General features: G+C 66.1%; 14 protein-coding genes and 3 pseudogenes. 11 read left to right on the forward strand and 6 right to left on the reverse strand.

Translation table 11 applies throughout. The annotated features are described in order from the left end of the window. Positions 1-900 (forward strand): sulfotransferase, encoded by a 900-nt coding sequence (locus FGX59_RS27250; RefSeq protein WP_240722750.1) that lies wholly within the window; start codon positions 1-3, stop codon positions 898-900. A 16-nt stretch (positions 901-916) separates the two neighbouring features. On the opposite strand, the gene FGX59_RS27255 is transcribed toward FGX59_RS27250, so the two are convergent. Then, positions 917-2,551, reverse strand: coding sequence for a hypothetical protein (locus FGX59_RS27255; RefSeq protein ID WP_138470285.1), 1,635 nt, complete (start codon positions 2,549-2,551; stop codon positions 917-919). An 85-nt stretch (positions 2,552-2,636) separates the two neighbouring features. Continuing rightward, positions 2,637-3,797 carry a glycosyltransferase family 4 protein gene (locus FGX59_RS27260; protein ID WP_138470287.1) on the reverse strand — a complete coding sequence of 387 codons (1,161 nt, stop codon included), beginning with the start codon at positions 3,795-3,797 and terminating at the stop codon, positions 2,637-2,639. A gap of 368 nt (positions 3,798-4,165) precedes the next feature. Here FGX59_RS27260 and FGX59_RS27265 point away from each other — a divergent pair, with 368 nt between their 5' ends. Both FGX59_RS27265 and FGX59_RS27270 read left to right on the forward strand, forming a co-directional pair. Next, a complete protein-coding gene (locus FGX59_RS27265; protein WP_171060854.1) occupies positions 4,166-5,578 on the forward strand; it encodes an oligosaccharide flippase family protein in 1,413 nt (470 codons plus the stop codon). A 234-nt stretch (positions 5,579-5,812) separates the two neighbouring features. After that, complete coding sequence (locus FGX59_RS27270; RefSeq protein ID WP_138470291.1) at positions 5,813-10,759, forward strand: family 16 glycosylhydrolase; 4,947 nt, start codon at positions 5,813-5,815, stop codon at positions 10,757-10,759. A gap of 252 nt (positions 10,760-11,011) precedes the next feature. On the opposite strand, the gene FGX59_RS27275 is transcribed toward FGX59_RS27270, so the two are convergent. Next, positions 11,012-11,212, reverse strand: coding sequence for a hypothetical protein (locus FGX59_RS27275; protein WP_138470295.1), 201 nt, complete (start codon positions 11,210-11,212; stop codon positions 11,012-11,014). 686 nt (positions 11,213-11,898) lie between these two features. Here FGX59_RS27275 and FGX59_RS27280 point away from each other — a divergent pair. The 6 genes from FGX59_RS27280 to FGX59_RS39485 all read left to right on the forward strand — a co-directional run bounded on the left by FGX59_RS27280 (position 11,899) and on the right by FGX59_RS39485 (position 18,324). After that, positions 11,899-12,792, forward strand: a complete 894-nt coding sequence (locus tag FGX59_RS27280; protein ID WP_138470297.1) for a sulfotransferase domain-containing protein — start codon at positions 11,899-11,901, stop codon at positions 12,790-12,792. After that, positions 12,789-13,955 (forward strand): glycosyltransferase family 4 protein, encoded by a 1,167-nt coding sequence (locus FGX59_RS27285; protein ID WP_138470300.1) that lies wholly within the window; start codon positions 12,789-12,791, stop codon positions 13,953-13,955. The genes FGX59_RS27280 and FGX59_RS27285 overlap by 4 nt, the downstream gene beginning before the upstream one ends. Before the next feature lie 642 nt (positions 13,956-14,597). Beyond that, positions 14,598-15,302, forward strand: coding sequence for a sugar transferase (locus FGX59_RS27295; RefSeq protein WP_240722752.1), 705 nt, complete (start codon positions 14,598-14,600; stop codon positions 15,300-15,302). A gap of 131 nt (positions 15,303-15,433) precedes the next feature. Beyond that, positions 15,434-15,655, forward strand: coding sequence for a hypothetical protein (locus FGX59_RS27300; RefSeq protein WP_138470304.1), 222 nt, complete (start codon positions 15,434-15,436; stop codon positions 15,653-15,655). Between the two features lie 228 nt (positions 15,656-15,883). Then, positions 15,884-17,914 carry a glycosyltransferase gene (locus tag FGX59_RS38940; RefSeq protein ID WP_240722754.1) on the forward strand — a complete coding sequence of 677 codons (2,031 nt, stop codon included), beginning with the start codon at positions 15,884-15,886 and terminating at the stop codon, positions 17,912-17,914. An 83-nt stretch (positions 17,915-17,997) separates the two neighbouring features. After that, the gene (locus FGX59_RS39485; RefSeq protein ID WP_305036038.1) at positions 17,998-18,324 is read left to right on the forward strand and encodes a hypothetical protein; all 327 of its coding nucleotides are present in this window, start codon (positions 17,998-18,000) and stop codon (positions 18,322-18,324) included. Positions 18,325-18,505: 181 nt separating this feature from the next. On the opposite strand, the pseudogene FGX59_RS39490 reads toward FGX59_RS39485, so the two are convergent. Continuing rightward, a pseudogene (locus tag FGX59_RS39490) lies at positions 18,506-18,730 on the reverse strand (ATP-binding protein); the annotation flags it as partial. 450 nt (positions 18,731-19,180) lie between these two features. After that, positions 19,181-19,378, reverse strand: coding sequence for a hypothetical protein (locus FGX59_RS38230; RefSeq protein ID WP_206078446.1), 198 nt, complete (start codon positions 19,376-19,378; stop codon positions 19,181-19,183). On the opposite strand from FGX59_RS38230, the gene FGX59_RS38235 reads away from it, so the two are divergent. Continuing rightward, positions 19,377-19,757, forward strand: coding sequence for a hypothetical protein (locus FGX59_RS38235; protein ID WP_206078447.1), 381 nt, complete (start codon positions 19,377-19,379; stop codon positions 19,755-19,757). The two genes, FGX59_RS38230 and FGX59_RS38235, sit on opposite strands and share 2 nt — an antisense overlap. 61 nt (positions 19,758-19,818) lie before the next feature. Here FGX59_RS38235 and FGX59_RS38945 read toward each other — a convergent pair. Next, a pseudogene (locus FGX59_RS38945) lies at positions 19,819-20,504 on the reverse strand (hypothetical protein); the annotation flags it as partial. An 81-nt stretch (positions 20,505-20,585) separates the two neighbouring features. On the opposite strand from FGX59_RS38945, the pseudogene FGX59_RS27330 reads away from it, so the two are divergent. Then, a pseudogene (locus FGX59_RS27330) lies at positions 20,586-21,262 on the forward strand (transposase); the annotation flags it as partial.

The following is a 21,262-nucleotide window of genomic DNA, read 5'->3' on the forward strand; positions in this document are numbered from 1 at the left end:
GTGATCAGTCCGAAGATATCGCGGAAGCTGTACCGGCTGGCCATGCCGGCCCTGAAACTGTCCCGGAGCGCACCGGCCAGCGAACAGCCGGTCTTCGTCATCGGCTCCGGGCGCAGCGGCAACACGCTGGTCCGCCGGGTGCTCCTGGCGTCCGAGCAGATCTACGTGCCGCCGGAGACCTATGTGCTCGGCGACGTCATCGAGGGCTGGCAGCGCAGCGCCGCGCTTCCCTGGCGCCAGCGGGTCTGGCTGTTCTGCGCCTTCTTCGAGCGCCATCCGCACTGGAACACTTTCGGGCTGGAGAGCCTGACCGCCTTCGCGCGCGAGGCCGAGGGGCTGCGCGTGAAAAGCCTGCCCGCGCTGATCGACGCCTTCTTCCGCTATCTCGCGCGGGAGGCGGGCTCGGACGCGCCGCGCTGGGGCGACAAGACGCCTTGGAACACCTTCCACCTGCCGGCCATCGGCCGGACCTTCCCGCAGGCGCGCTATCTGTGGCTCGTCCGCGACGGAAGGGACGTGGCGCTGTCCTATGTCAAGGCCGGGCTCTATCCCGAGATCGGCGCCGCGGCGGACCGGTGGGCCCAGGCCAATCGCAGCTGTGCGCAATTCGCGCGCTGGATCCCGCATCTGCGCTGCATCCGCTACGAGGACGTGGCCGAGAACCCCGAGGCGACCTTCCGCGGGGTCTTCGACTGGCTCGGTCTGGATTTCGAGCCCGGCATGCTGACGGGCAAGCCCGCGCGCATGGGCGATGTCGAGATGCTGAGCCATCATGCCGCCGTGGCGAGCGCCATAAACGGCCGGTCGGTCGGCAAGTGGCGGTCCGAAATCGACGGCGCCGCGCTGGCCCGCCTGCCGCAGGATTTCCACGCCTGGGCGGGCAGGCTCGGCTATAGCTGAGCCTGCGCCCTGGGCGTCATTCCCGCAGGTTGTCCGGCAGCTCTCCGCAGCTTGCGGCGGGGGCCGGCGTGCCGGGCGCGCGGTTCCAGCTGAGCAGCACGAGGTCGCGCTGCTTCTTCAGATCGACGGCGAGCCCCCTCGCTGCCAGCTCCATCACGATCTCGGTCGCGAAGCCGCCGGTATTCCACCACTCGGCGGTCGCCAGCAGTTCGCCGGAGTCCCGGCAGTCCACGATCTTCAGGAAGCTCTCCATCGTCGCGAACCGCCGGCGGCCGAAGCGGTCGTCGAGATAGAACTCCTCGATGGTGGTCTCCCGGCTGCGATTGGCCTTGAAGGCGATGTCGTAATCGACGCCGCGATAGAGCGAGCGCAGCTCCTCGGTGGTCATCAGCACGCGGTCGCGCCCGTTCGCGGCGAGGAAGTCCTGCGCGTGGCTCCAGTCGAGTGCCGACTGGTAGGGCGGCGCGAAACTGCCCTTGGCGAGCGCTGCGGCCCGCTTGAAGGCCGGATTGGCCGCCACGAAGAAGACGAGAGTCCCGAGGCAGAAGGCCGGGACGGCCCGGCGCAGGAGGCCGCCGCCTGCCGCGCCGACAAGCTCGGACGCGAGGCGGGTGTAGCCCGTCCAGATCAGCCGCACCCCCGCCACCATGCCGGTGGCGGCAACGGCGAAGAAGAACGGGATTGCGAACATGATGTAGCGGTCCGCCTTCATCCCGCCGAGCGATAGCAGGAGGAAGGAGGCGAGGAAGAGGCAGGCCGCGAAGAAGGAGAAGCGCGGGCTGTCGCGCAGCGCCAGCACCAGGAGGACGGGAAAGGCCGCGACGAGAGAGGGATAGCTGTCGAGCGCCCAGGTCACGTAGAACATCACGTTGTCGCGGTTGCCGAGCGCGTGCCATTCCGCCGAGCGCAGCAGCGCCCAGCCATGGGCGATGATCCCGAGCTTCCAGGCCATGGCGAGACCCGCGACGGCCAGGAGGGCGGCCCCCGCCTGGTAGGCCGCCCTTTGCCGCGCGAGGAAGGGCAGGACGGTCCAGAGGCCGAACCAGGCCAGCAGGGCTGCCACGAAGATCAGCGTGCTGTCTTGCAGATGATAGGCGGCAAGCAGCAGGGGCGGGACCGCCGCGAGGCAGAGGAACCGGCTTAGGGCGGAGCGCGGTCCGCTGGCCGCGAGGCAGGCGATGGCCAGCAGCAGGACGATCAGCGCATGGCAGGTGTAGAAGCGGGCATTCTGGGACTGGACGATGCTGTCCGGCCAGGCCGCGGCCATGAGCCCAGCCAGCAGCCCCGCGGCCAGCCCGGCATGCGAGCGCACCCACAGGAAGAGGACCGGCGGCAGCACCGATCCGGCGACCAGCGCGGGATAGCGGGCGACGGCCTCCGAATAGCTGCCCGAGAAGGCGAAGGCGCGCGAGACGAGCCACGTGAAGCCCGTTGCGCGGGGATAGCTGCCATCGGGTCCGATGGCATAGGTCCCGTGCTCGAGCAGGCTGCGGCCCGCCATGAGATGGAAGATCTCGTCATTGGCGGGCGGCATGTGGAGAAAGGCCAGCCGCATGGCGAAGGCGATGAGTGCAAGCCCCGCCACGCAGAGCGAATCCGTCGGCGACCATCGCCGTGTCTGGTAGAGCGAGGCTGAATCGCCGACTGCCATTGTCCGTATCCTGTCCTGTCAGGTTTCGGAGCCGCGTCGCGCAGCGCCCGGGGCGCCCGCGCGGCGGTCTCCGGCCAGCGGGCGCTCAGCCCCTTGCGGCGAGCTGCGGTTCGATGCGCTGCACGATGAAGTCGCGGAGCTTGCGGGAATAGGCCTCTGCGCTGAACTCCGTCGCGACCTTCTCGCGGGCGGCGTCGGCGAGCTGGCCGCTCAGGGCCGCGTTGCCCAGAAGCGCCGTCATGCCGCGCGCCATGTCCTCGGGCGTCGGCTCCACCAGCATCGCGATGCTGTCGTCGAGCACCTGCGTGTGCGTCGGCAGCCGCGTGGCCAGGAGCGGGCGCCCGCTGTCGAGATAGGAGTAGATCTTCATCGGCGTGTTCTGGCCCTGGGTCCGCGGCGACACGACAATGGAGGCCTGCGAGAGATAGTCGCCGATCTGCTCGACGGGCCGGGCGCCAAGCAGCGACACCCGCCCGGCGACCCCGAGCTCGTCGGCCAGCGCTTCCAGCGCCCGGATCTGCGTCTCGCCGCCGCCGATGATGACCAGCCGAGCGCGCAGGTCCCGGGAGGAGGCCAGCGCGAAGCCGCGCAGCAGCAGCTCGACGCCCTGGTAGCCCTCGAGATTGCCGATATACATGATGACCGGATCGGCGAAGCGGCAATCCTCCGGCGCGCCGCGTGCGGCTTCGACCAGGGTGATGTCCTCGAGGGTCTGGACCGGCAGGCCCGGCGCGTAGCCCTCGACGAGATCCTGCAGCGCGCGGCAGCAGGTGATCGCGCCGATCGCGCCGCGGGCGGCGCGCGCCTCCGCCCAGGAGATGATGCGGTGCAGCCAGCGGGGAATCACGTACTTGTCGCTGAGCTGTTCGGGGATCGAACTGTCGACATCGCACAGATAGGGCACGCGCAGGAACGGTTTCAGCAGGAGCGCGATGAAGGCGGCTTCCTCCACGGCGATCACCAGGTCGTATTTTCCGCGCCAGAGCCGCCAGGCCGCGGCGGGAAGCATGATCGAATCGAGCGCCGCTTTTTTCAGCGAGAATCCGGGGGGCACGTCCTTCGTGCCCGGAAGCCGGGCAAGCCGGAAGATGCGGGCACCCTCGATTTCGGGATCCTCGCCTTCGGGATAGACGATCGCATCGACTTCGTGGCCCTGCGCGGCAAGGCTGCGCATTAGCGCGCGCACGGCAATGGGCGTTCCGCGGGGGATATAGAAGGGCTGGGGCGCCAGGACGAGAACGCGCATCAGTCCGCGTGCTCCATAAATATCAGGGAATTGCGATTTGGCAGAACGGTGCCATTAGGTAAGCTTGTCAATACATTGGATTTCATAGGAAAAATAATGTCTATGTGCATCAATACTGCCTCCGAAATGGGGCGGACCCGAAAATGCCCTTGAACAAGGGCGTGGCCGAACTAGGACTTTTGCCCATAACGTGGTAATGCCGGTCGCGGAAAGTCAATGGGAAATTCGCCGCGCGAGATTTCGTGCCGAACTTTCCCGCAGTGCCGATCTAGGCACTTGACGCCGGCCTCAAGCAGCGAAATTAATGGCGGCCAGACGGCCATTATTCTGTCCGCAGTAGTCATTTTTTTATTTGGAGGGTGCCGGACTTGGCCCGCGATTTTCTGGCGAATGTGTTTTCCCTGTCCGGTTCCCGGCTTGTCGTGGTCCTGTCGCAGCTTCTGGTCCTGCCGGTGGTGGCCCGCTATCTGGACGTCGCGGAATTCGGCGATGTCGCGCTTGCCATGACGGTCGTGCTCTTCACGCAGCTGCTCAGCGATGCCGGGCTGTCGCGGTCCCTGATCCGCAAGGAGGACTACGACCCGGTCGAGTGGAACAGCGTCTTCTGGTTCCTCGTCATGGTCGGCATTGCCCTGGCGGGCGCGCTTCTGTGCATCGCGCCGATCTGGGCCGCCTGGTTCGAGCGGCCCGCGCTTGCCGGCCTGGTCTCGGCGCTGGCCGCGACGCCCTTCCTGCTTTCGGCCTCCGCGGTGCCCACGGCGCGGATGGAGCGCGCCAGCCGGTTTCCCGCGATTGCCGCGATCCGGACCCTGTCCTCCCTCGCCGGCTTCGCGACGGCCGTCATCCTGGCGAAGGCCGGAGCGGGGGCCTGGGCGCTGATCTGGCAGCAGATCGTCATCGCGCTGGTGCAGGCGGGCGGCGCCTTCTGCATGAGCGGCTTCCGCCCGCTATCGCCGCGCAAGCGGCTGCCGCTCGGAGAGCACGCTGTTTTCGCACGGGATTCCCTCGCGACATCCTTCCTGTTCGTTGCCCAGAAGCAGCTGCCGATGATGATGATCGGCTATGCGCTCGGCCCGGCGCCGCTGGGTCTCTATTCGATGAGCCAGCGGGTGCTGAACCTGCCGCTCCTGGGCCTCGCCAATCCGATGTCGCAGGTCGCCTATGTGAAGATGAGCCGGGCGCAGAAGGATCCCGCGCGGATCGGCGAGATCTACGTGGCCTGCGTGTCGCTCCTGGCCCTGGCGATCTGCCCGCCGATGGCGACGCTGGCCGCGGTCGGGGACACGGCCTTCACGGTGCTGCTCTCCGAACCCTGGCGGCCGGTCGCGACAATCTTCGCGCTGGCGGCCCCCGGCATCGCGCTGGAAGCCTCCACGGCCAGCACCGGGGTCCTCTTGCAGGCGATCAACCGCACCGGGATCCGGTTCCGCATGGTGCTGGAAAGAACGGCACTTCGCCTGGTTCTGGTCGCCGCGGCCCTGCCGTTCGGCGTCGAGGCGGTGGCCTTCTCCATCACTCTGTCGAGCCTGCTTTTCCTGCCGCGGGTCTTCGGCGTGGTCGCAAGCGCCATCGGGATGAATGCCGCGTCCGCCTACGCGGCGCTGGCAAGGCCGGTGCTGATCTCGGCAGTCCTCTGGGCGGCGTGCAGCTGGATACAGGCCAATACCACGGGATGGATGACGCTGCTTCTGGCGGCGGCATGTCTCGCGGCGGTCTGGAGCGCGACCGGCCTCGCCACCCTGGGCAGGCTGCGGCGCTCCATCGTGGCGATTTCGGCCTGAGGCCCGGGAAGGCATGATGGCCCACGGACCCGGAAACAGCCGTTCGGAACGAAGAACGATTGTCCGTTTCTCCGGCGAAATGATAGAAATAAAGGCGCTCAATAAACTTTAAATGTAAATGGGAATGGTGTAGGCGTCGGAAGATTTCGACCTGCTTCCGGGTGGTTTTCTCTGGTGTGTAGTTTCGTAGTTCTTAGTTTTCTTCTTTAAACCTATTTGATTGATGGGCATCTGATGTACAAAACCACCGGTTTCGACGATGATTTCGATATTCTGGATCCCGATTTCTGGTACCGCTCGGACTTCGTTCTGGACGCAACCTGGAATGACACTGCCTGGGAAGAGTCCTATGTCGTCTCGCAATCCGGGGAAATAATCCTTAACTTCGATAGTACCGATACCGGAGGAAAATCCTACACAGGTGCAGAAATGCAGTCGCTTGGCTTCTACGGCTACGGCACGTACGAAGTCGAAATGACCGCGGCGGGCGTGTCCGGAGTCGTGTCTGCATTCTTCCTTTATACCGGCGACTATTTCGGTGCCGACACCCATAACGAAATCGATTTCGAGTTCCTCGGGGACGACACGACGGTCGTGAACATCAACTACTATTATGGCGACGAGAAACTCGGGGGGGACGGCAGCATCCAGATCCCGCTGGGCTTCGACGCGGCCGAGGGTATGCACACCTACCGCATCGAATGGCTGCCCGACTCGATCCGCTGGTATGCCGACGGAACGCTGCTCTTCGAGATCACCTCCGAGACCGCCACGGTGCCGATCCCCGATGAGGACATGAAGATCTATGCCAGCATCTGGACCGGCAGCGAGACGCTGGAAAGCTGGCATGGCGAGGTGGCGGAGGATGCCTCGGCGCAGGCGGTGCTGTCCTCGGTCAGCTACGACGCCTATGTCGTCGATACCGATGGCATGATCTCCTTCGCCGGGAATGACAGCGCGCTTCTCGTCGACATGGAGGCCGGGACCTACGGGCGGGCCATGCGGGTCATGGCCGTTGGGGACTCGCTGACGGTCGGCTTCACGAATACCGAGCTCGAGGATGCCGAGGACGCGGCAACCCGCGACGGCTACCGGCTGGATCTGCTGGAGCGGATCCTCGCGGATGGCGGCTGGATCGACTATGTCGGCAGCTATTCGAACGGCCCGGACACGATGATCGACACCGATCACGAAGGCGTCGGCGGCAAGAGCCTCTCGGACATGGTCGGCGGCTCGGGCACCTCGGATTTCAGCGCTGCGCTCGGCACCTACATGCCCGATGTCGTGCTCCTGATGGCCGGCACGAATGACATGAGCGGCGCCTCGGCCGACACGTTCCTGACGAACTTCCTGCCCGGCATCATCGAGGATCTGGTGACGGCGGTGACCCAGTTCTACGCCTATGCCGGCAGCGAGGAGAAGTATCTCGTCGTCTCCACCGTGCCGCCGCGCGCCCGGTCGAGCTACGAGGAAGAGTTCGCGCTCTATCTCAACGAGGGCTATTCGATCGTGGACGGGGTCGCGGTGGCCGGGGATGCCGGGAACGGGACCTATGTGGCCGGGATCAAGGCGACGATCACCGCGCTGACGGCGAGCTATCCGACGCTGCTCCTCTTCGAGAACCCGATCACCGAGATGAGCGAGATCACCTACGACCTCATCCACATGAGCGATCTGAGCTACCAGACCTATGCCGAAGAGCTCTACGCGCTCCTGGAAAGCGAGCTGGGCATCTCGGACGGCGCGATCGACGTGCAGGCGCTGCCCTCCGGGACCGGCGTGACCGGCGGCGAGGAGGGCGACCGGATCGGCGGCGACGCGGCCGCCAACATCCTGCGCGGCGAGGGCGGCGCCGACTATCTTGAGGGCCGGGGCGGGGCGGACACGCTCGAAGGCGGAGAGGGCGGCGATTTCTTCGTCTACGGGCTCGACGCGCTGGACGGGACGACCGACACGATCCTCGACTATTCCGCCGCGGATGGCGACATCGTCAGCCTCGGCGCGATCATCGACAGCGCCGGCTGGTCGGGCGCCGAGATCTCGGCCAATCTGTCGATCACCAATGTCTCCGGCGGGGCGGAGATCTCGCTGGCCTGGGAAGGCTACAGCTATGTCCTGGCGCTGCTCGAGGGCACGGACGCGGCGGACGTGACGGTGCTGACCACCGAATACACCGAGTCCTACACGCTCGCGCCCGAGCTCGTCGGCTCCAGCGACGCGAACACGCTCTACGATGGCGACGAGGGCCGGACGATCTACGGGCTCGGCGGCGATGACGCCATCCTCGCGGCGGGCGGCAACGACACCGTCTGGGGCGGCGAGGGCGAGGACACTATCCTCGGCGGCGACGGCGATGACGTGATCTGGGGCGGCGGCGGCAAGGACCGGCTCTATGGCGAGGGCGGGGCGGACACATTCGCCTATGCGCTGGCCGATCTCGACGGTTCGCGGGACACGATCTACGACTTCAGCCTGGCCGAGGGCGACACGGTCGACCTGTCGCAGATCGCCGCGGATCTCGGCTGGACTGCGGCCGAGCTCGAAAGCCAGCTCAGCCTGAAGAACACCTCTTCCGGCGCGCTGCGGATAACGCTGACGCTGCCCTCGGGATCGCAGTCCTTCCTGTTCATCAACGACGTGGACAAGGATGCCTTCCTGGCGGCGGGTGCGCTGGTGCTGGAGTCCGGCCCGGCGCCCGATACCGGCGATGATGACGGCAATCTGGCGCTCTCGGTCGAGAGCACGGAGATCGGCGAGGCCGGGGCCTCGGCGGTGCTGGTCACGCTGTCCGGTCTCGACAGCGACGCGACGGCGGTCGTCACGCTCAGCAGCGGCGGGGCAGAGCTCTCGATCGCGACCGGCTCGGACGGCACGCTGTCCTTCGACCTCTCGTCGCTGCCCGACGGCACTTTCACCACGTCCGTGACCGCGACCGATGCCAGCGGCAATGCCACGACCGTCTCCGGTCCCGAGCTGGTGCTCGACCGCGTGCCGGACACCTCGGCGGACGAGGATGGCGATCTTGCCGTCGCGGGTCCGGCTGAGGAGATCTCGGCCAGCCAGGCTGCGGCGGTCGTCTTCGCCGTCACGGGTCTCGATGCGGATGCGACCGCCGTCGTGACGGTCACCGACAGCACCGGCGCCACGGTCAGCAATGCCGGGGTGCCGCTTGGCGCGGATGGCGATGTCACGCTGGATCTTTCGGTGCTGGCCGAGGGCGCGCTCACCGTCTCTGTCACGGCCACGGACACGACGGGCAATGTCGCGACGGTTGGCGGCACGGATCTGGTGCTCGACCTGACCACCGATGACACAGCCGATGCGGACGGCAATCTCGCCGTCGCCATCCCCGACAGCGCGATCACGCTGGGCGAGGAAACGGCGGTGAGTTTCGTGGTCAGCGGGCTCGACGCGGACGCGACGGCGGTGGTAACCGTGACCGACGGCACCGGCGCCACTGCAAGCAACGCCGCCGCGCCGATTTCGGCCGATGGCAGCGTCGTGCTCGACCTCTCGGGCCTGACGGATGGCACGCTGTCCGTCACGGTCACGGCCACCGACACGACCGGAAATGTCGCGACCGCGAGCGGCGGAACGCTGTCGCTCGACACCTCCGAACCGCTGCCCTCCAGCGCGATCACCGGCACGGATGGCAGCGACCTGCTCGAGGGCGATGACGGCGACAACGAGATCTACGGGCTCGACGGCCGCGACCAGCTCTACGGCTATGGCGGCAACGACACGCTCAGCGGCGGCGCCCTGAAGGACTCGCTGACCGGCGGCGAGGGGGCGGATGTCTTCTATTTCGACACCACGACGCTGGACGGCTACCGCGACACGGTGACGGATTTCAGCATCGCCGATGGCGACAAGATCGATATTTCCGCGATCGGCCTGGCCTACGGGCTGGACGCGACAGAGCTGATGGCGGCGCTCGATCTGGCGGATGTCTCCTCGGGGCTGCGGCTGCGGCTGAATCTGGAGAGCGGAAGCTACAATTTCGCGCTCCTGACCGGTGTCACCGGGGCGGACTTCCTCGCGGCCGACACGCTGATCCTCGAGCCGGGGGAGGCGCCCGATACCGCCGATGACGACGGTAACATGGCGCTCTCTGCCGAGGATCTGGAGATCGATGCAACAGAAGCGGCGAATGTGGTCGTGCTGCTCTCGGGGCTCGACGCCGATGCCACGGCGGTCGTCACGCTCAGCGGCGGCGGCACCGAGATGGCCGTCGAGACCGGCACGGATGGCAGCCTGTCCTTCGACCTTTCGGGGATGCCGGACGGCACGGTGACGATGTCGGTCACGGCGACTGACGCGGCGGGCAACCAGACCACGGTCGCCGGTCCGTCGCTGAGCCTGCAGACCGCGCCCGACACTTCCGCGGACGAGGACGGCAACCTGGCCGTCACGGCGCAATCGGCCACGATCGGCACCAGCGCGGCCGGAACGGCCGGCTTCGAGGTGAGCGGCATCGACAGCGATGCCAGCGCCGTCGTCTCGGTGACCGATGGCAGCAGCACGGTGACCTCGGCGGTGCTTCTCGCCGATGGCACGGTGGAGCTGGACCTGTCCGGCTTTGCCGACGGGACGCTCTCGGTCTCGGTGACCGCGACCGATGATGACGGGAATACCGCCACTGTCGATGGCGGGTCGGTCGTGCTCGACACCTCGGCTCCGGCCGTGCCGGACGGCGCGCTGGCGGGCACCGAAAGCGCCGAGGAGATCAAGGGCACCGGCGGCGACGACGTGATCTACGGTCTCGGAGGCGATGACAGGCTGATCGGCCGCAGCGGCCATGACGTGCTTGTCGGCGGCGACGGCGACGACTTCCTGCGCGGCGATGCGGGCAATGACACGCTGATCGGCGGCGGCGGCTACGACCTTCTGCGCGGCCAGGACGGCGCCGACACCTACATGATGACGCTGGAGTCGCTCGACGGCACGTATGACTCGATCGACGGCTACAGCTCTGCTCTCGAGGGCGATTCCTTCGACCTGTCCGACATCGCGTCGGGCTTCGGCTGGAGCGCGGAGGATGCGGCCTCCTATGTCGTGTTCGAGGCTTATTCCGGCGGGGTCTATGTCAGTCTCGATGCCCCGGAGGTGCAGCAGCTCCTGGCGGATGTGCGGTCGATCGCCCTGACGGATATCTCCATCGACGATTTCACCTTTGTCTGAGCGCTTGCATCCCCGGCTATCTCCGGGGATGCGCCGCCTGCTGGTCGGCACATCCTGGCCCCATGATCGCCGAGCTACCCGACCGCGCTGGCGGTCCCGGTCCGCTGGGCCTCCCGGGGGGGCAAGGGCGGACCGTGCGAGGCTCTCTGGCCGGACATGGCCAGGGCGCAAAAGCAAAGCCGGGGAAGCGATCCCCGGCTTGCCGAATTCGAGTATCAGAAAGAGCGCAAGGCCCCCGCCTGGGTCAGCGGTTCACTTGTCCTTTTTCTTCTTCTTCTTGTCTTTCTTGTCCTTCTTGCCGCCGCCCGAACGCACGACAGCGCCGGCTTCCAGGGAGGTCGAGAGAAGAAGGGTCACGGCAGGCGGCGTTGCGGCTGCAAACCGGCCCGCCTGGCCGAGAAAGCGTCGGCGAGCCGGGGAAGAGGGCGTTTCAGCCGGATTTTGATGTTCCATTGTCGAGCCTTGTCGAAAAAAGTTATGATAAACAGTTTCTATTATACCTGTAGTATTTACCCCCTTCAAGCGCACCTGCGGATGCCCGGCGCGCTGCACAGGGAAGTGGCCGGGCGGTTCCTCCGGCGAGGGCGCAGCCGCTGCCGGAGCCACCCCGGATGCCGCATTTTCCGGCGTTTCGAGATCCGGTTGCGGCTGGTCCCGGGCCGCGCGGTGCGGCGCGGATCGCCGTCCGGCGAATCACCCCTGTCATCTCAGCCAGGGAAAATGCCGGTGGCCCCGGGCGGCTCCTGGAAAATGCCCGTTCGGCAGGCGCGCGCTGGGGGTCCGGACCCGATTCGGCGCCACGGCAGGGGAGCGGTTCTGGCCCGCGGGACTGCCTCCGGATTGGGCAGAAACCAGCCGGAAGGACCTTGCGGCGTTGGAAAATCTCTGCTGATGCATAGGCCGGACTGCCTTCGCAGAGGCCCGCGGGTTGCGCGATATCCGGCCCGGTACCGGATTGCGGGTAGTGCTCCCGTGCCTGACGGACCAGGACGTCGCGCGCTGCCGGAAAGGAGGGCGCCTGCGCCCGGAATGTCCGGATCGTGCCATTCGGGCCGCCCCCGTGGCGTCCTGGCTCTTGCAGGCGAGCGCCTTATGGAAAATACTCTTTTCAGTTCATCAAGCAATTTTTCGGAGCATCCATGCGGCCAAGTATTCTCGGCATCGGAGCGCAGAAATGCACTTCCTCCTGGCTTCACGCAATCGCGGCGTCCCACCCCGAGATCGGAACTTCAGACCCGAAGGAAGTTGACTTCTTCTCCTACTATTTCGACCGCGGTTATGCGTGGTACGAAAACCACTTTCCCGAGCTCCCCGCAGCCAGAGCCTATTTCGAATGCTCGCCGTCGTATTTCCACGATCCGCGGGCGCCGGGGCGGGCCCGGGCCTACCGGAGCGATCTCAAGGTGATCGCGATGCTGCGCGACCCGGTGGCGCGCGCCTTCTCCAATCACCTGCATGAAATCGTCAAGGGACACATCCCGCCCTGTCCCTTCGAAGACGGGCTAGCCAATAATCCCGCCTATATCGAGCAGGGGCTCTATGCGACGCATCTGGGCCGGTGGCTCGATGCCTTCGGCGAGGCGCGGGTCCGGGTGATGTTCTCGGAAGAGGTGGCGGCGGATGCCGGGGCGGCGGCGGAGTCGCTCTTCCGCTTTGCCGGCGTGGATGCCGGTTTCGACAGCCCGATCATCCGCGAGCGGCGCAATGAAAGCGACCGTGCCCGGCTTCCGGCCCTGCGGCAGTCGCTGCGCGCCGGGGGCGACTGGATGCGGCGCCGCGGACTGGAGCCCGCCCTGGCGCGGATCAAGGAAACCGGCCCGGTGGCCTCGGTCCTGAAGGCCAACCGCGTCGAGATCCGCAGCGAGATCCCGGCGATGCGGCCCGAGACCCGGGAGCGGCTCGCCGGAATCTTCGCGCCGGAGATGGAGCGGCTGCGGGCGATGATCGGACGCGAGCGCCTGCCCTGGGAAAGGCCTGCCGCCGTTCCGGAGGCGGCCGCGCGGCCTGCCGCCATGACGGACGCGCATCCGTGACCGGCAGTCCCGAGCGCAAGCCGCTGAAACTTCTGGTCTTCGGGGCGGATGCGGCAGAGGCCTCGCAGATCCGCCGGATGCGCAGCTATCTCGCCTGCGGCTTCGAGGTCACCGGGTTCATGATGCGCCGCGCCAACATGAACCGCGCTTTCGAGCCGTTCTGGGACAATGTCCACCTGTTCGAGACGCCGAACGAGAACCCGGCCTACCGGGCGGCGACGGTTGCCGGATCGATCGCCAAGCTGCGCGCCCATCGCGCGAAGCTCGCCGGGGCGGATGTCATCATCGCCCGCAATCTAGACATGCTGGCGGTGGCGGCGGCGGCGCGGCGCATGATCTCGCCCCGCCCGGCCCTGATCTACGAATGCCTCGACATCCATCGCCTGATGACGGATGGCGGCCGCAAGGGGCGGCTGATGCGCAGCGCCGAGCGGCATCTTCTGAAGGAAACGGACATGATCCTGGTGTCCTCCCCGGCCTTCCTCCGCGAGTATTTCCAGCCGGTCCAGCACTGGGCGGGCCGGAGCTGCCTGGTGGAGAACAAGCTCTGGATCGATCCCGGCGGCCCCGAGCGCCCGGCGCCCGATCCCGGGATTCCGGAGGATTGGAGCGCCGAGAGGCCGCTCCGGCTGGGCTGGGTCGGAAGCCTGCGCTGCCGCCCGAGCCTTGAGCTGCTGGCCGAGGTGGCGGACCGGCTGGGGCCGCGGATCCGGATCGAGATGCACGGTATCGTCCACCGCCACGCCGTCCCCGATTTCGACGAGACCGTCGCGGCGCGGCCCAACATGATCTGGCACGGGCCCTATGACTATCCGCAGGGGCTGGCGGAGATCTATCGCGGCTGCGACCTGGTCTGGTCGCAGGACCTCTGGCAATGGGGAACGAATTCCACCTGGCTTCTGCCCAACCGCATCTACGAGGCCAGCTATTTCGGCTGTCCCTCCGTGGCGGTCGATGGCACCGAGACGGGGCGCCGCGTGGCCGACGGGCTGGGCTGGACCATCGCCGCGCCGGATGCCGAGGCTCTGGCGCATCTTCTCGAGCGCCTCTCTCCGGCCGAGATCCGCGCCCGGCGGGATGCTCTTCTCGGCCAGGAGGATCTGAGCTTCCGCCACAGCACCGAGGAGATCGCGGCAGCCATCCGCCAGCCCCTGATAGCGTGAACCCGGAGGACTGCCGCGCGGGTGCCGTTTCCGGACGCGGCTGTGGCGGGGTTTCAGGGCTGGGTGCGCATCCGCAGCAACAGGGGCGGGCCTGCGCATGCTGGGGAGAGCGTCGATGTTCCGGGGCCGCCATTCGTGGTGGCTGAGGCGGCATTTCATTCCGGTGCGGGGTCATTTCAACCGTCCCGTGCGGCACGGCATCGCGGCGGTCGATACTAAAGAAGACAATGAAAGGCGATTGGAATTTGGTTCACTGGGAAAATGCTTTCCTCACCCGTGCCGCCGGGGTTCCTGAATCGGCGGGAATGCGCTACTTGCGAGCTTCATTTCTTCTGGGTTGGGGCGCAATCTGGCGATGGTCCCAGGCCCTTCGCGACGGCAGATTTTTTACACTGCGACAAGAAAACGTGCTGTTTTTTGGTGCAGGAATGCTACGCACTTGGAATATCCGTTGCGTTGCAATCAAGATAAGTGTCTACCCTGATATTTGCGCGGGTAGGTGTCAATTAATTAATAAGTGAATAATCAGACGGCCATGGTTGGGGTTCTTCTGGTTTTGTTTTTTCAGTCTCGCGTACCGAATGAATTCTACCTTCCGGGGGCGAGTTTGGGTGATTAAAGGAATTTGTTGAGGGGGTTTTTATGAATTCTGGAAATGCCAAGTCCGAGGTGCAGCAAGGTCCGATTGGCGACGCCTCGATTGACGTTCTTTATTTTCCTGACGGACGTTCATTATCGAAGATGTTCAAGAGGTTGTTCGATGTTGTGTTCTCCAGTGCCGCGCTGATTTCCTTTGCGTCACTGATGATCATCATATTTCTTTTATTGAAGGTGAGTTCGAAAGGATCGGCTTTTTTCATTCATCATCGCGTCGGAGTGAACGGGGAACTCTTCCCGTGCCTGAAATTCCGGACGATGCATGCGGATTCCGATATCCGGCTGAGTCAGCTGCTCGAAAAACATCCAGAGGTTGCGGAAGAGTATTTCCGGACCCGGAAAATCCGCAACGATCCGCGGATCATTCCGGGCATCGGCACTTTCCTCCGCCGGACCAGCCTCGACGAGCTGCCGCAGTTTTTCAACGTCATTGCGGGGCATATGAGCATTGTCGGTCCGCGCCCGGTCACTCTGGCCGAATGGCAGGAACATTACGGAATGCATCATCCCTACACCTCCATGCGGCCGGGCATTACGGGAAAATGGCAGGTGTCGGGCCGCAATGATGTCTCCTACCAGGAGCGGGTTGATCTGGACGCGAGCTACATCGAAAACTGGTCCTTCCTGGACGATTTCGCGATCATCATGCAAACGTTCAGGGTCGTCTGCGTGGACCGGAATGGGCACTAGATGAGCCCTGACCGCTAACCTTGGGCAGTAGGGCAAATTTTTGTTAGGAAAGCAATTTATTGCATCTCGGGCTGCACCCGCTATAATTGATCGCATCACGGAACCGGCGAGAACAGCTCTTGCGGATGCACATGCGAAATCTACTCGTAACCGCGCCGATCATTGCCGTTGTCATTGCGGTCGTTCTCTATGGTCTGTCGATGCCTCTCTGGATTGTCATCTGTGCAGCCCTTTTCTCGGCGCCTCTTGTCGTGCTGATCGCCCTTGCCGCGGACACCAGGCGCGGCAAGGACGGACAGAACGCGTGCATCGGGAAAGCCCGCGACAAAGACGGCGAAAGCGATCGAAAGTAGGGCCTTCCGCTTTCGGCGATGATTGGAAAACTTTTAATATGTTATTTAATATTTCGTTTTTAATCAGAAGTATATGATGACATGATTGGAGAGCAATGGAAAAGGGAACATGCCGGTCCGGACTATCGGATGGCGTCCCTTGAGGTGCCCAGAGCGATGTCGAGACGCTTGGGGCAGGTGTTTTCATGAGGCAAGGTTTCCGTATTTCGGGTAGGGGCAGTTTCAAGAATGAGAGATTTGGAAGAGACGCGCTCGGACGTGACCCTGTCCGGCAGGGGAGCGGTTTCGCCGGAAGAAATCCTGGTGGTCGTACCAGCACTGAACGAGGCCGAAAATATCGAAACCTGCCTCGTTTCGCTCATTGGCGAAGACCCTTTCATGACGGCAGTGACAATTGTCGTGGCAGACGGAGGCAGCCGTGACGCGACGCGGGAGATCGTGGGGCAGCTGTCGGGCCGCTTTCCCGAACTGGCCTGCATCGACAATCCCGGGCGCCTGCAATCCGCCGCGGTCAATCTCGCGGTCGAGACCTGCAGCACGCCGGATCACCGCTATCTGGTGCGCTGCGACGCCCATGCCGCCTATCCGCCGGGCTATGTCAGGGCCGTCGCGGAGTCGCTTGCAGCGCGCCCCGAGGCGGCGGCGGTCGCGACCGTCATGGACGCGGTTGGCAGCGGCGGCTGGCAGCGCGCGGCAAGCTGGGTCGTCGACACGCCCCTGGGATCCGGCGGCTCCGCGCATCGGGGCGGGCAGCGCTCGGGCTGGGTCGACCACGCCCATCATGCCGGTTTCCGGCTCGACTGGTTCCGCAAGGTCGGCGGCTATGACGAGGCGTTCAGCCATAACGAGGATGCCGAGCTCGACCACCGTCTCGGCCTGGCGGGCGGGCGCATCTGGCTCGATGCGGGGATCCGCATGGACTACAAGATGCGCGACAGCCTGCGCGGGCTCTGCCGGCAGTACTGGAGCTACGGGCGCGGGCGGGCGCGGACCGTGCTGAAGCACCGGATGCGGCCCCGCCTCCGGCAGCTCCTGCCGGTGGTCCTGGTGCTCGGGCTCGGCGGGTCGCTGCTCTTGGGAACGGTCTGGACACCGGCGCTGCTTCTGCCCGCGCTCTACGGTGTCTCTCTGCTGATTGTGTCCCTGGTCGGGGCCGCTGCCCTGCGCAGCCCCTGCGGCCTCGGCGCGGGACCGGCCCTGGCGGCAATGCATCTGCCCTGGGGGATGGGCTTCCTGGTACAGCTGGCGGCGACCGCCTTGGGCCGCAAACGGCCACCGGTGCATGCCGCACCGGGTCCGCGGATCGCGGCCGGAGCCGGGCAGAGGCCGATGGCGCCGGGCGGGAAAGTCGCCCTCGACATCCTGATCTGCACCTTCCGCCGCCCGGAGCTGGCCGACGCATTGCACTCGCTCGACCGGCAGGCGGATACAGGAGCCTTCGATCTCCGGATCGTCGTCGCGGACAATGACACGGAACCGACGGCCCGGGACATCGTCGCCGCAGCCTCTGCCGAGATGCAGGCCGCGGTCGCCTATCTGCATGCGCCAGCGCGCAATATCTCGATCGCGCGCAATGCCGGGCTAGCGGCGGCAAGCCAGCGCGGAGCGGATTGGGTCGCGTTTCTCGATGATGACGAATGCGCGGACCCGGACTGGCTCGCCGAACTCTGGCAGGCGGCAGGCAGCGGGGCCGACGCGGTGTTCGGTCCGTCGCTGGCCAGCTACCGCGACGACGCTCCGGGCTGGATGCGCCGCCAGGACTGCCATTCGAACTGGCCCAGGCGCCATAACGGCGCGGTCGAGACCGGCCATACCTGCAACGCCCTGCTGCGATGGCAGGGCGCGCCCTGGCAGGAAGAGCGCTTCGACCTCGCCAGGGGCCGGTCCGGAGGAGAGGATACCGAATTCTTCTTCCGGCTGTCCCGCCTGGGGGCGCGGTACGAGATCTGCGAGACGGCGGTGGTGCGCGAATCCGTGCCGGCCACGCGCCTGACGTTGCGCTGGCTCCTGCAGCGGCGCTTCCGGTCGGGGCAGAGCTATTCGGCGTCGGCCCCGGGCATCGCCGCGAGAGTGGGGTTGACGGTGTCTGCATCCGCCAAGCTTGCGGTCTGCGGCGGCGGCGCCCTGCTCCAGTCCTGGTCGCCGGACCGTCGGAGCTTCTGGGTGCTGCGGGGCGCGCTCCACGCCGGGGTGATCGCCGGCTGCTTCCGGATGCGCCAGCCCGAGATCTACGGCGCCGCCGGAACAGCCGATCCCTAGCAGGGTGCTGAAACAGCCGTGCTTCGACGCCGACTGCGGAACATGATCGATCACCGGCGGACGAACGGCGGAGACAGATGTCAATGGCAACTGAATTTTCCCAGTTCGGGCAATTTGGAATTCCCCACTTCGGCGGTTCCGGCGATCAGGCGGGGTCAGTGATCGGCAGCTCCATTGCGGATTTTCGGCGGCCGTCCGCGGCGCTTCGGCGGCGGGGGCGGCATGATGGGCGCGTTTGCGCGGACATGTTCCGGGATCAGGTCGGCATGGGCGCGCAGCCGGTAGCTGGCGCCCTCGATCTGGACGACGACCGCGTGGTGCAGAAGCCGTTAGAGCAGCGCCGTGGCGACGACCGGATCGCCGAAGACCTCTCCCCGCTCCGCAAATCCGCGGTTGGAGGTTATGAGTGAGCCATGGTGTCTCCATGGTTCGAGACCCATGGCGAACGCGCCCTTCTCGTAGCGGGCGTTGACCTGCTGGAAGATTGGAGGGGGACCGTGGCCGAAGTGCGGCCGCGAAAGCCCCCGGAACGTTGGCCCCGCCCTGGGTGATCGGCAGGTAGCCGAACTCGTCGACGATCAGCAGCGAGGCGCGGGCATGGAACCGGATCTTCTCCGGCAGGCGGCCTGACCGCTCGGCCTGGGACAGCGCCTCGATCAGCTCGGCGAGCGTGGCGCGGTAGACCGTGCGCCCCGCCTTCGCCGCCGCCACGCCAAGCGCCGTCGCAAGATGGCTCTTCCCGGTGCCTGGCGGGCCAGGGAAATGGACCACCTCCGAACGGCGGATGAAGCCGAGCTGGGCAAGCGCGTCCGGCATGGGCCTCGGACCATGGCGGCCTCATGCCGAACTCCGCTCCCGGTCCAGCGACGGCTAGAGTTCGAGCGGAAAGCGATCTGTCCGGGGGACAGATCGCCGCGAGAACGAAGTCGAAGCTTTCCAGCGTCTTGATGCGTTGCCTGGCAGGCGAATGCATGCATTCGCCGAGAGGGGGCATCAGCTTGGCGGTGCGCAGGGCGACGTCGACGTGGCGGCCTTCGCGGGTAACACTCGCCGTCGCCAGCGATGCTCGGACCGGTGGCGCATCCGCTGGCAACTCCCCGGACCGATGGCGGACAACGGCTCGTTCTCCGCTCAGCAGGCTGTCGATCGCCTCGACGGCAGTGATCTCGCCCTTCTCCAGCTGCTGCAGCGTGTGATCGGGCGCCTCCAGCGCGCGCGGCATCTTCAGCCCGACGAGGGCGCCGCGGATGCGGTCGAGCAGCGCGCTCATGGCTGGCCACCCGCAGCCAGGCGGCGGCCGAAAGCATGGTAGAAGTCCAGCGGGCGGCGCAGGCCCTGGACCGGCATCTGCTGGAGCGGGCGCGTGCGATGGGCGGGATCGACCCGGCGCAGCGCCTTGCCCTCGAGCACCGGGTGCCGGGCAATCAGCGCGTTCGGGCATTCCTTCTGACCAATGGCAGTCATGCCCTCGCTCCTCGACGATGCGGATCTCGGCAGTGTGGTGCTGGAGCTCGAGCACGCGGCGCCGTGCGGTGTCGGGTACCGGGCAGAGATTGCCGCCGACCGAAACCATGCCCTCTTTGCTGACCCGCCGCTCGACCGTCAGGACCGCGTCATAGGCCAGGGCGGGCAACGGCCGGAGGCTGGGCAGCTCCTCGGCGAAGGCCTCGTCGACCACCCGCCGGGTGGTGGCGTGGGTACGGGGATTGGCGATCCCGGTGCGCCATTCGGCGAACTGCGCGTTGATGTCAACGAGGTTGCGGAAGGTCCGGGCGAGGAGTTCAAGCGTATGGCAAACGGTCCGGGGGACCGTTTGCAGCGCAGAACGTCCTGGTGGATGTAGCGGAACGGCCGCTCGTTGTGCGGGCTTGCGCGGCGCCATTGGCGCCACGGTCCCTTCAATTCCCTTTCGTCTTCGCGCGGTACGGACGGCAGGCCCGGGGGATGGCGCCGTAGTGGTCCAGCAGCGCGACCAGCGACGCGTTGCAGGTCACCACGCGCGCGTTCGCCACGGGTCTCGAACCATGGCGACCACATGGCTCACTCCTCGCCGTTCACCGCGGTCTTCATCCGGTCTTGGAGGATTGCCTCCGGCACGCCGCCCGCACGCCAATGTCGCTCGGACCATTGGCGCGAATTGGCGCGCCCTCGAACGCGCCGATATGGCAGCGGAGAACGGATTGCAGGTTCTGGCTGGCGACGAAGCGACCCCAGAGCCGGCCATTGCCCGGCAGGCGAATGCATGCATTCGCCGAGAGGCGGCTGTGGCCGAGGACCATGCTGAACAGCCAGACCTTCCGCACGATGCCGGGCCCGTCGGTGAATTCCGCCGTGACCTCGGCGAAATCGACCTGCGTCTGCTTGCCCGGCATTCGGCGCTGATGATCGTCCACTGGACGATCCTCCCGGCTGCGCCGACCGCGCTCTCATTCTCGAAGCGGCGTTCGAACTGCGTGCGACGGGGCGGCCTGACCGGTCTCGGAAAGGGCTTCAGGGCGGAGTAGCTGCCCTTGTAGCCCATCGCGCGGATCTCGCGCAGGAGGCGCCGCCCGGACAGGTCCGGGAACAGCCCGACCCGATCCCGGAGATAGGCCTCGAGGCCCTGCTTCAGGCGTTGTTGCGTAAATCCAGGGGGATTCATCTCGTGAATCCAGCATGCTAGCTGTGCGGCATGAGCAGACCTCCCAAGACGACCAACTGGAAGAGCTGCAATCAGGCGCTGACCGTCTGGTTCGATCCCTCGATGCAATGGGAGGCCATCCCGTCGGGGCGTCGCGGCCGCCAGCAGTCCTATAGCGAATGAGGAGGATCAAGAATTGATCCGGGGGATCAATTGCCAGACGAATGCCATCCAGGCCTGCCTGATCCTCAAGGTCCTCCTCGGGCTGCCGCTCCGCCAGGGTGAGCCAGTGAGGCGCCATTGGTTCGAGCCCACTGGCGAACGGTTTCGTCGCGAGCCTGCTGCAACTGTCCGGGCTTGGCTGGTCCGTGCCTGACTCCAGCACCCTGTCACGCCGCCAGAGTGAGACGGGACCGTGGCGCCAGTGGCGCCGCGAAAGCCCGTCGCCCCCTGGACGTCACCATCCCGTATCGCGGCGCCAAGGGGGCGCTTCACCTGCTAGTGGACAGCACCGGTATCAAGGTAGAGGGCGAAGGGTGCGGAGCGACCGTGGCCCCGGTGGGGCCGCGAAAGCGCGCAGCACGGCACACGCGCAAGCATGGCGGCTCGAAACGGCCCATTCGCGGTGCCGCTCAGACCGGTGGCGCGGCCCGCTCATGGCGCAAGATCCACTCCGGCATAGACGAGATGGAGGAGGATCAGGAAACCGTCCAGGGGACCGTTTCCCC

Origin of the sequence: Poseidonocella sp. HB161398 (assembly GCF_005870025.1) — a bacterium.
Classification (GTDB): Bacteria; Pseudomonadota; Alphaproteobacteria; order Rhodobacterales; family Rhodobacteraceae; genus Mangrovicoccus.

Bases quoted from the DNA above. Each gene is read 5' to 3' on its own strand.
- FGX59_RS27255 (WP_138470285.1), bottom strand. From the start codon at position 2,551: ATGGCAGTCGGCGATTCAGCCTCGCTCTACCAGACACGGCGATGGTCG.
- FGX59_RS27260 (WP_138470287.1), bottom strand. From the start codon at position 3,797: ATGCGCGTTCTCGTCCTGGCGCCCCAGCCCTTCTATATCCCCCGCGGA.
- FGX59_RS27270 (WP_138470291.1), top strand. From the start codon at position 5,813: ATGTACAAAACCACCGGTTTCGACGATGATTTCGATATTCTGGATCCC.
- FGX59_RS27275 (WP_138470295.1), bottom strand. From the start codon at position 11,212: ATGGAACATCAAAATCCGGCTGAAACGCCCTCTTCCCCGGCTCGCCGA.
- FGX59_RS27280 (WP_138470297.1), top strand. From the start codon at position 11,899: ATGCGGCCAAGTATTCTCGGCATCGGAGCGCAGAAATGCACTTCCTCC.
- FGX59_RS27295 (WP_240722752.1), top strand. From the start codon at position 14,598: ATGAATTCTGGAAATGCCAAGTCCGAGGTGCAGCAAGGTCCGATTGGC.
- FGX59_RS27300 (WP_138470304.1), top strand. From the start codon at position 15,434: ATGCGAAATCTACTCGTAACCGCGCCGATCATTGCCGTTGTCATTGCG.
- FGX59_RS38940 (WP_240722754.1), top strand. From the start codon at position 15,884: ATGAGAGATTTGGAAGAGACGCGCTCGGACGTGACCCTGTCCGGCAGG.
- FGX59_RS39485 (WP_305036038.1), top strand. From the start codon at position 17,998: ATGGCAACTGAATTTTCCCAGTTCGGGCAATTTGGAATTCCCCACTTC.
- FGX59_RS38235 (WP_206078447.1), top strand. From the start codon at position 19,377: ATGCCCTCGCTCCTCGACGATGCGGATCTCGGCAGTGTGGTGCTGGAG.
- FGX59_RS38230 (WP_206078446.1), bottom strand. From the start codon at position 19,378: ATGACTGCCATTGGTCAGAAGGAATGCCCGAACGCGCTGATTGCCCGG.